The 13,831-nt window shown below is 45.7% G+C and carries 15 protein-coding genes; 11 read left to right on the forward strand and 4 right to left on the reverse strand.

The window, feature by feature from the left end:
• Positions 1 to 4: 4 nt before the first annotated feature.
• Positions 5 to 931 (forward strand): glycosyltransferase family A protein, encoded by a 927-nt coding sequence (locus H6A32_RS01130; protein WP_087252859.1) that lies wholly within the window; start codon positions 5 to 7, stop codon positions 929 to 931.
• A gap of 57 nt (positions 932 to 988) precedes the next feature.
• Here H6A32_RS01130 and H6A32_RS01135 read toward each other — a convergent pair whose 3' ends face one another.
• The gene (locus H6A32_RS01135; RefSeq protein WP_204863568.1) at positions 989 to 2,731 is read right to left on the reverse strand and encodes an Rqc2 family fibronectin-binding protein; all 1,743 of its coding nucleotides are present in this window, start codon (positions 2,729 to 2,731) and stop codon (positions 989 to 991) included.
• A 122-nt stretch (positions 2,732 to 2,853) separates the two neighbouring features.
• Here H6A32_RS01135 and H6A32_RS01140 point away from each other — a divergent pair, with 122 nt between their 5' ends.
• From H6A32_RS01140 to H6A32_RS01175, 8 genes are all read left to right on the forward strand, one after another.
• A complete protein-coding gene (locus tag H6A32_RS01140) occupies positions 2,854 to 3,732 on the forward strand; it encodes a YicC/YloC family endoribonuclease (protein WP_087168394.1) in 879 nt (292 codons plus the stop codon).
• Positions 3,733 to 3,761: 29 nt separating this feature from the next.
• Positions 3,762 to 4,379 carry a guanylate kinase gene (gmk, locus tag H6A32_RS01145; protein ID WP_087168393.1) on the forward strand — a complete coding sequence of 206 codons (618 nt, stop codon included), beginning with the start codon at positions 3,762 to 3,764 and terminating at the stop codon, positions 4,377 to 4,379.
• A gap of 26 nt (positions 4,380 to 4,405) precedes the next feature.
• On the forward strand, positions 4,406 to 4,648 hold the full coding sequence (gene rpoZ / locus H6A32_RS01150) for a DNA-directed RNA polymerase subunit omega (RefSeq protein WP_087168392.1): 243 nt from the start codon (positions 4,406 to 4,408) through the stop codon (positions 4,646 to 4,648).
• Positions 4,649 to 4,711: 63 nt separating this feature from the next.
• The gene (rimO, locus tag H6A32_RS01155; RefSeq protein WP_204863569.1) at positions 4,712 to 6,034 is read left to right on the forward strand and encodes a 30S ribosomal protein S12 methylthiotransferase RimO; all 1,323 of its coding nucleotides are present in this window, start codon (positions 4,712 to 4,714) and stop codon (positions 6,032 to 6,034) included.
• Positions 6,035 to 6,580 (forward strand): CDP-diacylglycerol--glycerol-3-phosphate 3-phosphatidyltransferase, encoded by a 546-nt coding sequence (pgsA, locus tag H6A32_RS01160; RefSeq protein WP_087168390.1) that lies wholly within the window; start codon positions 6,035 to 6,037, stop codon positions 6,578 to 6,580.
• A gap of 1 nt (position 6,581) precedes the next feature.
• Complete coding sequence (locus tag H6A32_RS01165) at positions 6,582 to 7,847, forward strand: competence/damage-inducible protein A (protein WP_204863570.1); 1,266 nt, start codon at positions 6,582 to 6,584, stop codon at positions 7,845 to 7,847.
• Positions 7,848 to 8,002: 155 nt separating this feature from the next.
• Positions 8,003 to 8,695 carry an iron-sulfur cluster assembly scaffold protein gene (locus tag H6A32_RS01170; RefSeq protein ID WP_048622003.1) on the forward strand — a complete coding sequence of 231 codons (693 nt, stop codon included), beginning with the start codon at positions 8,003 to 8,005 and terminating at the stop codon, positions 8,693 to 8,695.
• Between the two features lie 20 nt (positions 8,696 to 8,715).
• Complete coding sequence (locus H6A32_RS01175; RefSeq protein WP_087252808.1) at positions 8,716 to 9,726, forward strand: GGGtGRT protein; 1,011 nt, start codon at positions 8,716 to 8,718, stop codon at positions 9,724 to 9,726.
• 259 nt (positions 9,727 to 9,985) lie between these two features.
• Here the strand turns inward: H6A32_RS01175 and H6A32_RS01180 are convergent, their stop codons facing one another.
• The 3 genes from H6A32_RS01180 to H6A32_RS01190 form a co-directional block, all read right to left on the reverse strand.
• The gene (locus H6A32_RS01180; RefSeq protein ID WP_087168387.1) at positions 9,986 to 10,264 is read right to left on the reverse strand and encodes a DUF4160 domain-containing protein; all 279 of its coding nucleotides are present in this window, start codon (positions 10,262 to 10,264) and stop codon (positions 9,986 to 9,988) included.
• Complete coding sequence (locus tag H6A32_RS01185) at positions 10,248 to 10,520, reverse strand: hypothetical protein (protein ID WP_087168386.1); 273 nt, start codon at positions 10,518 to 10,520, stop codon at positions 10,248 to 10,250. Before H6A32_RS01185 ends, H6A32_RS01180 begins: the two co-directional genes overlap by 17 nt.
• A 175-nt stretch (positions 10,521 to 10,695) precedes the next feature.
• On the reverse strand, positions 10,696 to 11,235 hold the full coding sequence (locus tag H6A32_RS01190; protein WP_191427489.1) for a Uma2 family endonuclease: 540 nt from the start codon (positions 11,233 to 11,235) through the stop codon (positions 10,696 to 10,698).
• Between the two features lie 253 nt (positions 11,236 to 11,488).
• Here H6A32_RS01190 and H6A32_RS01195 point away from each other — a divergent pair, with 253 nt between their 5' ends.
• Both H6A32_RS01195 and H6A32_RS01200 read left to right on the forward strand, forming a co-directional pair.
• On the forward strand, positions 11,489 to 12,034 hold the full coding sequence (locus H6A32_RS01195) for a histidine phosphatase family protein (protein ID WP_243424828.1): 546 nt from the start codon (positions 11,489 to 11,491) through the stop codon (positions 12,032 to 12,034).
• A 167-nt stretch (positions 12,035 to 12,201) separates the two neighbouring features.
• Positions 12,202 to 13,806, forward strand: a complete 1,605-nt coding sequence (locus H6A32_RS01200) for an ABC transporter substrate-binding protein (protein ID WP_204863571.1) — start codon at positions 12,202 to 12,204, stop codon at positions 13,804 to 13,806.
• Positions 13,807 to 13,831: the final 25 nt, after the last annotated feature.

Below are 13,831 nucleotides of genomic sequence, written 5' to 3' on the forward strand. Positions count from 1 at the left end.
AGAGATGTATAGGATTGCCGACGATGTTGAGGCGGTTGTGACCAGCTTCAATCAGGGAGAGATGCTTCGGGATGCGGTACAGTCGCTATGCGGACAGACAGTTCTTCCATCCAGAATAATTATTGTGGACGACGGTTCCACGGATGAAACTTCAATCCTCATATTGGAGCAGATTCAGGAAGATACAAAGCGGCCTGTTCCTGTCAGTGTGATTCGCCGGTCTAACAGTGGGGTATCGGCGGCAAGAAATACCGGACTTTGTGAAGTAAAGACTTCCATGGCTCTTATTCTGGACGGGGATGATAAGCTGGAACCGGAATTTCTGGAAAAGGTCAGCCACATGCTGAGAGAAGATCCATCCATGGTGGCAGCATCCTCATGGATGCGGACCTTTGGCGTACTGGATGCAGTTGTGAAGCCTTCCGGAGGACCGGTGAAAAATTTCCTTTCACGTAATTGCTGTCCGGCATCCCATATCCTTCGGAAAGAGGTATGGGAAGTATGCGGCGGTTATGATGAATCCATGCGTTCCGGATTTGAGGACTGGGATTTCTTTTTGAATCTTCTGGAGACAAGACCGGATGCGTGGATTGGAATTGTTCCGGAACCGCTTCTTGACTATCGGACTGCTCCGGCATCAGCGAATGTAAAGAGTATGTCGAAGAGACTGGAACTGATGCGTTATCTGATTGACAAGCATTTTCGTTCTTATCAGGAGCATCTTGCGGATGCCATTCTGGGAATAGAAGCCATTTCCATGTCAAGGCTTGACGGATGGGAGAGAGAAATGCTTCACATGCTGGAATCCGGGCAAAAACCTGGAAATAATTCGGAAGAGTTTCTAAGACATCCATCCTATGGGGACGGCGGCATGGCAGCTGCAGTTCGGATTGCATCACGCTTTGACGTGAAAGCATCAGATAATGAATAAAAGAATGAAGAAAGGGACCGGCGGGCATTGCCCGACGGTCCCTTCGTTCTTTTAGGATCAGGATTCGGATACTTCTTTTAACATACTGATATCAGTATCCGCAATCAGTGAATAATTGGTATGATAGATAACGAATCCCGGCTTCTGGCCTTTTACCTTTTTTACATGCTTTTTCTCCACATAATCGACTTCGACCTTTTCGCTTCCATTATTTTTGGAATAGAAAGCGGCAAGTTTTCCGGCCTCCTCAAAGACGCGGTCCGGCATGTCTTCTCCCTGGGATTTGACAATGACATGGGAGCCCGGCACTTTTTTTGCGTGGAACCACCAGTCATTTCCCGATGCGAAAGAGAAAGTCAGCTCTTCGTTCTGGAAATTATTTTTTCCTACATACATATCATAGCCGTCGCTGGAAATATAGTGGAGCGGCATACTTTTGAATTTCTCTTTTCTCTTTGTGAATTTCCGGCGGACATAACCGCTCTGTGTCAGCTCTTCTTTGACCTGCGCCAGATCGTCTTCGGTCCGGGCAATGTCCAGTGCGTTGCTGACGGATTCCAGATAGGAGATCTCGTCCCGGGTCTCTACGATCAGATGGGAGAGCGCTTCATAAGTCCGCTTCATCTTATTATATTTTTCAAAATAGCGTTTTGCATTTTCCAGAGGCGTCTTCGTTGGATCCAGTGGAATCCGGATCATTTCATTTGTGTAGTAATTCAGCGCCTCCAGCTCCTTGGCCTCCGGTTCTGCCTGATAGCCGTAAGTCTGCAAAAGTTCTCCATAGACTTTGTAGGTTTCCCTCTTGTCCGTATCTTTCAGCTGGCGGGCCTGCAGGTCGTATTTCTTCCGGTTTCGCTCCAGGGCAGTCTGCACGATGTGCCGGAGATCGGCTGATTTCTGGCGGATCCGGGTGATCCGGTTTTTGACTGCGTAGTAGGAAGAGAGTACCTGAGAAATGGTGTCAAACTCCTGACGGGCACATCCTTCCAGATGCGTCAGCGGAACAGATGCAAACTCCTGAGGCTCGTTGTTCCGGTAATAGATGGCCGGATGAAAATCCTCTTCTCGAACCTGATCAAGAAACAGAGAAAACTGCCGGTACAGATGCGTCATCAGATCATCGGAAAGCTCTGACGGCGGAAGAGCAGAATCCAGTCCGGCGAGAAAGCAGATTTCTTCAGCCACGACAGGACTGATTCCGGTAAGGCTTGTGTAGAGAGCCTTGGAAAGCGCGGACGGCTTCTGTCTGAGAAGCGCTGCAAAATCGGATTCCGATATGGTCAGCGGGTCTGCTTTGTGCATCGTATCCGGTATAAAGTAAGTCCGTCCCGGAAGAACCTCCCGCACGGAACTCATCTGGGCAGGCACGTGCTTGATACTGTCGATGATCCGGTCATCCTCATCACAGAAAATGACGTTGCTGTGTTTGCCCATGATCTCAATGACAAGTTTCTTACGGCAGAGATCTCCAAGCTCATCCAGATGCTCGATTCCAAGCACGATAATCCGCTCAAGAGACGGCTGTGTGATGGACACGATTCGTCCGTTTGCAATATGTTTTCTGAGAAGCATACAGAAATTCGGGGCTGTAAACGGGCTTGGTTTGTTCTCGTCTGTCAGATACACAAGAGGCAGGGAAGCGCTCGCTGAGATATAGAGACGGCGCTGTCCGGAAGGTGCCTTGACAGTAAGAAGAAGCTCGTCAGCCTCCGGCTGGGCGATCTTTGCGATCCGTCCGCCAAGGAGGGCATCCCGCATTTCTTTTACTATATTTGCAATGGTAATTCCATCTAATGCCATAGGTCATTCTCCTTTGCTTTTTAGTCTGTTTTACAGTATAACATAGTTGAACATGGTTGACGATAAAAATCAAATGAATTATAATGAAAAACAGCAAAATAAACTTTATAGAGGAAATGATCATGATAAGAAGTATGACGGGCTTTGGCCGGTGCGAGATTCAAAGCGGAGAAAAGAAATTTACAGTCGAGATGAAGGGTGTAAACCACCGCTACCTGGATGTCAATATCCGTATGCCGAAAAAGCTCTATTTTTTTGAAACCGCAATCCGGAGCTATTTGAAAAAGTATATCCAGAGAGGGAAAGTGGATATCTTTGTAACTTACGAAGACCTCTCAGAAGGACAGATGTCTCTGAAATATAATGAGGCGCTTGCCTCTGAGTATCTGGACTATTTCAGACAGATGGAGGAGAAGTTCGGACTGGAAAATGATGTCCGCATTTCCGCTCTTTCCAGATACCCGGAAGTCTTCACAATGGAAGAGCAGGATGTGGATGAAGAGGAAATGTGGAATGGCCTGAGAGAGGCACTGGATGGAGCTTGTGTCCAGTTTGTATCGGCAAGAGAGACCGAAGGAGAGAAATTAAGAGAAGATCTCATCGGCAAGCTTGACGATATGAAGGCTGTTGTAGAGAAGATTGAGGAGCGCTCCCCGCAGATTCTTTCGGAGTATCGGGAAAAGCTGGAAGAGAAGGTAAAAGAACTTCTGGCAGATACGCAGATCGATGAGAGCCGTATCGCCGCGGAGGTTGTGCTGTTTGCGGACAAGATCTGTACGGATGAAGAAATTGTCCGTCTGAAAAGTCATATCGATCATATGAAATCCACCCTCCAGGCAGGAGAGGGCATCGGACGTAAACTGGACTTTATCGCTCAGGAGATGAACCGGGAGGCCAATACGATTCTGTCAAAGGCCAATGACCTGACCGTTTCCAATTATGGAATCGATCTGAAAACAGAGATCGAGAAAGTCCGGGAACAGATTCAGAACATCGAATAGCAGTTAGATAGGAAAGGGAAGAAACAAACATGCAAAAAGGGATACTGACCGTGCTTTCGGGATTTTCCGGAGCAGGAAAAGGGACGGCCATGAAGCGTCTGATGGAGAAATATGAGGACTATGCTCTGTCCATTTCAGCCACTACGAGAAAACCGAGAGAGGGAGAAGTGGACGGAAGAGAATATTTTTTCAAAGAAACCGAAGAATTTGAAAAAATGATTGCACAAGACGAATTAATAGAGTATGCTAGATATGTTAACCATTATTATGGGACACCACGCTCCTATGTGGAGGAGCAGCTTGAGAAGGGCAAGGATGTGATCCTTGAGATCGAAATACAGGGGGCATTGAAGGTAAAAGAAAAGTTTCCGGATACGCTTCTTGTTTTTGTCACCCCGCCAAGCGCTGAGGAGCTCCGCAGACGTCTGATCGGACGGGGAACCGAGACGATGGAAGTCATCGAAGAGCGGCTTGCCCGCGCCAAAGAAGAGGCCAGAGGCATTGACTGTTACGACTGTCTGATCATCAATGATGATCTGGAGACCTGTGTGGATGAGCTTCACGCAGTGATTCAGAATGAGAAGAAGAAAGTCATGAGAAACGCGGAGTTTATCGCTAAAATAAGAGAAGAACTTGAAGAATTGTAAAGAAGAATAGAAAGGAGAATGAGGCTATGCTGCATCCATCTTACACAGACTTAATGAAAGTGGTGAATCAGGACGTAGAAGAGGGGGATACAAAGATTGTAAACAGCCGTTATTCTATCGTTCTTGCTACAGCAAAGAGAGCAAGGCAGCTGATCGATCATGCGGACCCGCTTGTTTCGGTTAAAGACGGAGAAAAACCGCTTTCTATTGCTATCGACGAGATGAACAATGGAAAGTTAAAAATTCTTGGAGAAGAAACCGAAGAATAAGAGACAAAAAGGCAGGTGCTTTTGAAACAAGTATCTGCCTTATGAACTGTTAGGAGAGAATACATGAATATTTTATTTATCTCACTTGGGTGCGACAAGAATCTTGCCGACTCGGAGACGATGCTGGGGATGCTGGCTTCCAGAGGATATCAGATCGTCGATGAAGAGGAAAAGGCGGATGTGATTATTGTCAATACCTGCTGCTTTATCCATGATGCCATGGAAGAGAGTATTGAGACGATTCTGCAGATGGCGGAGTACAAAAAATCCGGCAGTCTGAAAGCTCTGATCGTGACGGGATGTATGGCAGAACGATACCGTGAGGAGATCACAAAGGAGATCCCGGAAGTGGACGCGGTCCTCGGGACAGCTTCCTACGGACACATCCTTGACGCAGTGGATGAGGCTTTGAAAGGACACTCTTATCTGATGATGGAGCCGCTGGATACACTGCCGCTGATTGAAACGCACCGGCTCGTGACTACCGGCGGCCATTATGCATACCTGAAAATCGCAGAGGGGTGTGACAAACACTGTACGTACTGCATCATCCCGAAACTCAGAGGAAATTTCCGAAGCGTTCCGATGGATCATCTGATCAAAGAGGCGGAACAGCTGGCCGCGGACGGAGTGAAAGAGCTGATCCTGGTGGCTCAGGAGACGACACTTTACGGAAAAGACCTTTACGGGGAAAAGAAACTTCCGGAGCTGCTCCATAAGCTCTGCCAGATCAGCGGGATCCGCTGGATCCGGATTCTTTACTGCTATCCGGAGGAGATTACCGAAGAGCTGATTCAGACGATGAAAGAAGAGCCGAAGATCTGTCATTATCTGGATCTTCCGATTCAGCATGCAAGCGATGGCATTTTAAAGAGAATGGGAAGACGTACATCCAAAGAGGAACTGGTACACATTATCTCAAGACTGAGAGAGGAGATCCCGGACATCACACTTCGTACAACACTGATTACCGGATTCCCGGGAGAGACGCAGGAACAGCATGAAGAGCTGATGGACTTCGTGGACAAGATGGAGTTTGACCGTCTTGGAGTATTCACCTATTCGCCGGAAGAAGGCACTCCTGCGGCATCCATGCCGGATCAGATTGAGGAAAGCATCAAGGAAGACCGGAGAGCCGAACTGATGGAACTTCAGCAGGAAATTGCCTTTGAACAGGCAGAAAACATGATTGGAAAAGAAGTTCTCGTTATGATCGAAGGGAAAGTAGCAGATGAAAATGCCTATGTGGGCAGAACTTATAAAGATGCGCCGAATGTAGACGGACTGATCTTTGTCAATACCGACGCAGAACTCATGTCCGGAGATTTCGCGAAAGTCAAAGTGACCGGTGCATGTGAATATGATTTGATAGGAGAGTTGATGTAAATGAATCTGCCAAACAAACTGACTGTACTGCGTGTCATCATGATTCCGTTTTTTGTTGTATTTATGCTGACGGATCTGGGAGGAACGTACAGCAACTATATCGCACTTGTGATTTTCTGCGTGGCAAGTCTTACAGATATGCTGGATGGAAAAATTGCAAGAAAGTATAATCTGGTAACAAATTTCGGAAAATTTATGGATCCGCTGGCGGACAAGCTGCTTGTAAGCTCCGCAATGATCTGTCTGATTCCGATGGATAAACTTCCGGCCTGGATTGTCATTGTCATTATCAGCCGTGAATTTATTATCAGCGGATTCCGTCTGGTAGCATCGGACAGCGGTATCGTGATTGCCGCAAGCTACTGGGGAAAATTCAAAACCGTTTCCCAGATGTTTATGATTATTTTCCTGATTCTGGATCTTCCGGGGAATATTGCTTCCGTCATTGAGACAGTGTTGATCTATCTTGCGCTGATTCTGACGGTAGTATCCCTGATCGATTACATTGTAAAGAACAAAGAAGTATTGACAAAAGGAGGTATGTAGGATGGTTGCAGAGCTGATTTCCGTCGGTACAGAAATCCTGCTCGGCAATATCGTAAATACCAATGCAGCTTACCTAGCAGAGAAATGCGCTCTGCTAGGTTTGTCTTTATATCACCAAAGTGTGGTAGGGGACAATGAGGCGCGCATGGAGGATACGATCCGCCGGGCGTTGGAACGGTCTGATGTGGTAATTCTGACAGGAGGACTTGGACCGACCAAAGACGACCTGACAAAAGAAGTGACCGCAAAAGTATTTGGAAAGGAATTATATGAGGATGCCCGCACAAAAGAGCGGATTCAGGAATTCTTTAACCGGCTTCATTCAAAGGGGAAAATTACCCGGAATAACTGGAAGCAGGCGCTGGTTCCGGAGGGAGCCATTGTGATTGAGAATCAGAACGGTACGGCTCCGGGGCTGATTGTGACGGGAGAGGAAGGAAGCGAGTATGAAGGCAAGCGTGCAATTCTGATTCCGGGACCGCCGAATGAGTGCATCCCGATGTTTGAAACACAGATTGCACCGTATCTTTCCGGGTTGCAGCCGGAAGGAATCTATTCCTGCATGGTAAAGGTCTGCTCTATCGGTGAAAGCCGGGCGGAGACCATGGTGGCAGATCTGATGGATGCCCAGACCAATCCGACCCTTGCGCCGTATGCAAAGACCGGGGAAGTACACTTCCGGATTACTGCAAAAGCCAAAGACGAGAAGACGGCAGAGCAGCTGATGGCGCCGATGGTGCAGGAATTGAAAAACCGGTTCGGCGATTATATTTATACGACAAAAGAAGAAGTCACACTGGAAGAAGCCGTGGTTCATATGCTGGAGGAACGTCATATGACAGTGACGACAGCAGAGTCCTGTACAGGAGGACTTCTGTCCGGACGGCTGATCAATGTGCCGGGAGCATCCAGCGTGCTGAACGAGGCGCATGTGACGTATTCTAATGAAGCAAAAGAGCGGATTCTGCATGTGCCGCATGAAATTCTGGTGCAATACGGAGCAGTCAGCGAGGAGACAGCACGGGCCATGGCAGAGGGAGCATGCAAAGTCTCCGGGGCAGACGCATCTATTGCCGTGACCGGAATCGCAGGTCCGGACGGCGGAACACCGGAAAAGCCGGTAGGTCTTGTTTACATCGGCTGTACCGTGAAAGGAAAAACAAAAGTCGAACGGTGCTGCTTTACAGGAAATCGCCAGAAGAACCGGGAATATGCTGTGGCAAGAGGCCTCATTCTTTTACGAGAGATGCTTCTGGAAATAAAATAGGATGATCGCCATATGGAACGACCCGAAAAATTCGTCGTTTTGTGCAATCAGCTGATTGACGAACGCGCGTTTTTGTGAGAAAATTAACACGGATAAAGGCTGTCAAAAGGCAGTCTCCCAAGAGAGATTACACATAGTTGAAAGGAGTCCTTAAGATGATTTATTCACACGAAGTAGAAATGATGTGTCCAGTTGCACAGGGTGCGAATCATGGACCAGCTCCAATCCCAGAAGAAGCAAAATGGGTACAGGCAAAAGAAATTAAAGATATTTCCGGTTTAACACACGGTGTAGGCTGGTGTGCTCCTCAGCAGGGAACATGTAAGCTGACACTGAACGTAAAAGACGGAATTATCCAGGAGGCACTGGTTGAAACAATCGGATGCTCCGGCATGACACATTCTGCAGCCATGGCTTCCGAGATCTTACCAGGAAAAACTATCCTCGAAGCTTTAAATACAGACCTTGTCTGCGACGCAATCAACACAGCAATGAGAGAGCTTTTCTTACAGATCGTATACGGACGTACACAGAGCGCATTTTCTGAAGACGGACTTCCGATCGGTGCAGGACTGGAAGACTTAGGAAAAGGTCTTCGTTCCCAGGTTGGTACCATGTACGGAACACTTGCAAAAGGTCCTCGTTATCTGGAAATGGCAGAAGGATATGTAACAGGAATCGCATTAGACGAAAACAATGAGATCATCGGTTACAAATTCGTAAGCCTTGGAAAATTCACCGATTTCATTAAGAAAGGTGACACACCGAACGAAGCATGGGAAAAAGCACAGGGACAGTATGGCCGTGTGGATGATGCAGTGAAGATCATCGACCCAAGACAGGAATAGGCGAGAGGAGGACTTTTAAAATGGCTTTATTTGAATCATATGAAAGACGAATTGATAAAATCAACGCTGTATTAAACAGCTATGGCATCGCTTCTATCGAAGAAGCAGAGAAAATTACAAAAGACGCAGGCCTTGATGTTTACAATCAGGTAAAAGGCATTCAGCCGATCTGCTTTGAAAACGCATGCTGGGCATATATTGTAGGTGCTGCAATCGCAATCAAAAAAGGATGCACAAGAGCAGCAGACGCAGCAGCAGCAATCGGAGAAGGACTTCAGGCTTTCTGTATTCCAGGATCTGTAGCTGACCAGAGAAAAGTAGGTCTTGGACATGGTAACCTTGGAAAAATGCTTCTGGAAGAAGACACAGACTGCTTCGCATTCCTTGCAGGACACGAATCTTTCGCAGCAGCAGAAGGTGCGATCGGTATCGCTGAGAAAGCAAACAAAGTACGTAAAAAACCATTACGTGTTATCTTAAACGGTCTTGGAAAAGATGCTGCAAAGATCATTTCCAGAATCAACGGATTTACATATGTACAGACAGAGTATGACTACTATACAGGAGAACTTAAAGAAGTTTCCCGTACATCCTACTCTGACGGACTTCGTTCCAAAGTAAACTGCTACGGAGCAAACGATGTTCGTGAAGGTGTTGCAATCATGTGGAAAGAGGGCGTAGACGTATCCATCACTGGTAACTCTACAAACCCGACACGTTTCCAGCATCCGGTTGCAGGTACATACAAAAAAGAATGTATCGAAGCAGGAAAGAAATACTTCTCTGTAGCATCCGGCGGTGGTACAGGACGTACACTTCACCCGGACAACATGGCAGCAGGACCGGCTTCCTACGGTATGACAGATACATTAGGACGTATGCACTCTGACGCACAGTTCGCTGGATCCTCTTCCGTACCGGCTCACGTAGAAATGATGGGTCTGATCGGAGCAGGAAACAACCCGATGGTTGGTATGACAGTAGCTGTTGCAGTTGCCATTGAGGAAGCTGCTAAGGCTGGTAAATTCTAAGAAATTTTAATTTTAAGCGGTACTTTGTAAAACAGAGTGCCGCTTATTTTTATTTTTCTGTATCTCCTCTAAGTTTTTCAAGACTTTATGTGTCGATGATCAGGATTTAATTTTAGTATGGAATTAAGAAACGGGAGACTGTGAATAAAAGATAAGAATAATATAATGAAATGAAGGCTAGCACCTTAGGCGCTAGCCTATTACAATGCAAAATACATGCTTGACAGGTAATCATGATTTTATAACAAAAGTGAAAGTGCTAGAGGTAATACCGTATCTCACCAAATTGTGTGTACCATTTGTCTAATATAAGGTCACTGTTTGCTTCGATAATTCGGATCATTCGGCGAAGTTCTTTTTGAGGAATCTTGGAGTTATTATTGCATACTAAAGCTTTTCCAGTGCTGGTTATCCAAATTTTTGTGGCATTTGCTGATGCGCGTCCTTCTGAAATATGCACGTGTACTGGTTCCAGAGGATCGTTTTCATTTGACCAAAAGTAAACAAGATAGGAACCAATTCTAAAGATTTGCGGCATCAGAGAAGCCTCCTTCCTGAGAAAACTCCATGATCAAGTGCGCGTTGTTGCGAATCAGTTTTTTGAAATAGTTCATTTCATTTTCTGAGTAGCCGTGAATATCTGTCCATTCATATTCGGGAAGAAAACAAGTTGCATTATGGAACCCGTCTTTCAGATCGGGTGTTTCAATATAGACTTTGACACGACCATCTGGGAGCATCTCAGAATGTGTGATTTCCGTATCATCATTAAGAGTTAAATATGGATACATCATGCCTTTATACCGTCCTTTCTATATATTATTCCCCAGATTGCTATGGAGACATCTGGTGATTTTCTATTTTTTCTTCTATAAGAAGATGTATGATATTTGTGTCCTGTATTATCATGAGCAAGAGTGACGTTGCTAAAGAATAATGAGATCATACCATCAGCACACCACTTTTCACCTAGATCAAAGAAGCTATTGTAAAGCTTAAATCTCCATATATTCCCACTGTTACAGGCTGATCGAAAGGAATCATGACCGGAGCGGAATCTTCGTCATAATGGTAAACAGTCGTTCGTTCCTTTTCGGGATCGACAATCCAGTATTCGCGGACACCTGCCTCGGCATATTTGCCATTTTTGATGCTGTAGTCCAGCTTACGACTGCCTGGCGAGACAATCTCGATGATGAAGTCGGGAGCACCAACACATCCTTTATCGGTCAGCTTATCTTTTGAGCAGATAACAGAAATATCTGGTTCAACATACACGGTATCATCCGCGTTGAGGTTTACGGCGAATGGTGCGGGATAGATTTTACAGTCACCACGTTTGTCAGAAATGTAGTTACCAATAACGCGGCTTAACTGATGTACCAGTTCCTGATGTAAGCGACTTGGCGGAGCCATCATGTAGAGCTGCCCATTGATTAGTTCTGCACGTTCTCCGTCCGGAAGGTTCCAGTAATCATCTGATGTATAGCGTTTTTCCGGTAATGGCATAGTGTCACGTCCTTTCTCAAAGCTCTTTTTTGTTCAAGCTGTTTAAATATATTATACAAAAGAACACAATGAATATCAAACTTTTTGGAACACCCACTGGTTTGAAATATTTTAGTGTTATTGAATTTTCAACATCGACACAACAGACTTTGCAAATCTGGACATAGAAAAGATTCTGAAATGGATTGACAAAAACCGCGAAGAATGAGAAAAATATAATATACTTACAATAAAAAAGCAAGGAGTGATCAGTATGGAGACTTTTCATGAAGCATCCATGAATGTTTATTTTATCCGGCATGGTCAGACTGATTATTCCCTGAAAGATCAAAAGATTTACCAGGGATTCGGTGTGAATCTGGCGCCGCTTTCCGAAGAAGGGATCCGTCAGATTGAAGAGGCAGCCAAAGATCCGAGACTGAAAGATGCAGAGCTGATTCTGACATCTCCTTATACAAGGGCGGTCCAGACAGCGGCAATTCTTTCCAGGCGGTTGGACCTACCGATTGCCGTAGAGACCGACCTGCATGAATGGGTGGCAAACAAGCATTACATATATGAAGAAAATGAAACGGCTCACAAAGCATTTCATGAGTTCATGGAACGTAACGGAGAAGCGACGGAAGGAGCCCTCTGGGAGTCATCGGAGGATATCCGGCAGAGGGTGGAAGCGGTTCTGAAAAAATACAGACAGTATCATAAAATCATAGTTGCCGGACATGGATATATGATTCAGGCGATGACAGGGGTACCGCATCCTGACAATGGAGAGATCTGCTTTTGCCAAATGGACAGATAAATGATGAAGAGTTCTGCTTTAACGTAGGACTTTTTTTGTGGACAATGGATACATTTATTTGTCAAACAAATAAATGAAGTGTTCTAGTGGAAATTTCAATTTGTGTAGGAAAGGAATAAAATGTATACTTAATTCACATTATTATTTCGCAAAGGAGGACACTACTAATGAAAAAGAAAACGCTCCTGTCACTGTTAGTTGTGGCAGCGATGACAGCAGGGCTGTTAGTTGGATGCGGGGGGTCATCGGACAGCGATGGCGGATCCGGAGGCGGTTCAGCTTCAACAGAAAGCACGGAAGCAGGCGCATTTACGATGGCAATTAGCTATATGCCGGATTCTCTGCAGCCAGATACAGCAAGTGATGACTATACTTCCATGGTGAGACCGATTTACGACCCGCTGTTTTTGGATACAAAAGATGGAATTGTGTATTATCTCGCAGACAGTCTGGAGATCTCTGATGATGGTCTTACATACAAAATTCATCTGAACGAGAATGCAAACTGGAGTGACGGAGAACCCGTAACGGTACAAGATATCCTGTTCTCATTTGATTATGCAGGACTTTCGTCAGGAGGAAGTTCTTCCTATAATACGATTAATGGACAACCGGTACAGTTTAATGCAGTGGATGACAAGACATTGGAAATTACATTGCCGGAACCGTATGCAACCTATGTGACAACTCTGTCTAACCGTGTTCTGATCATGCCGTCCCATGCGTTCGATAATGATCCGACGAAAGTAGATGACAGTGGATACTTCAATTCTACGGATATGGCAACATCTGGAGCGTACACTGTATCAGAAATTAACGATGATAGTATCGTGTACAAAGCAAGGGATGATTATTATAGGGGAAATCCGGAAGTAGAAACAATCGTTCTTAGAAACACGGGATCCGGAAGTTCCAGACAGGTCGCATTTGAAAATGGAGAAATCTCCTATATGCGTGTTACTACAAAAGAAGAGCTGGATAAGTACAGCAATTCAGATGAGTACAATACATACTCCATTACAGAATCCAGACTCAATTACCTGCAGGTTAATCCAAATGGGCCAAACAAATCTGTACTTACGGATGAAGGAAGACAGGCGATTTTCCTGGCTTTAAACGGGCAGGAGATTGTAGATGCAGCATATGGAAGCGATGAGCTTGCTACACCAGCAAACAGCCTTTTGACACCGGATCAGGTTGATTATAATCCAGACTGCGCAGGCTACACACAGGATGTTGAAAAAGCAAAAGAACTGGCGGAATCCTCCGGACTGTCAGGGACGACACTTACTTATATTTATAACGCAGACCGTGCCAATATGGAAGCTGTAGCAACGGTGATTCAGCAGCAGCTCGCTGAAATCGGAGTGAACTTAAGCATTGAGGGGCTGGATTCTACTTCTTTCTTCCAGAGATTTTTTGCACTCACTTATGGAAGTGGACAGGAAAATACCTGGGATCTTGGCACGAATGGATGGGACTCCGAGAGAGGAACCAGCGGCGGACAGGCAGCAAGCTATCTGAAGAACAGTGAAGCATGGGGATTCAGCCAGGAAACGGTAGATCTTGCCATCCAGGCTAATGCGACAACAGATGCAGAGCAATCAAAAACTCTTTGGTATCAGCTTCAGGATCAGGCACTGGGTGAGTACTGGGAGTACCCACTGACGTACACCAATTACGTTATGGTTTCACAGAAAAATGTGACAGGACTTGACGCTTCACCGATTGTTCCGGAATTTGCCGACTGGCTTTCCATTAAAGTAGAATAAGAGTAAACGGGGGCTGTGTTAACTG

It is taken from the genome of Drancourtella massiliensis, assembly GCF_016900655.1.
In the GTDB taxonomy this organism is placed as follows: Bacteria; Bacillota; Clostridia; order Lachnospirales; family Lachnospiraceae; genus Sellimonas; species Sellimonas catena.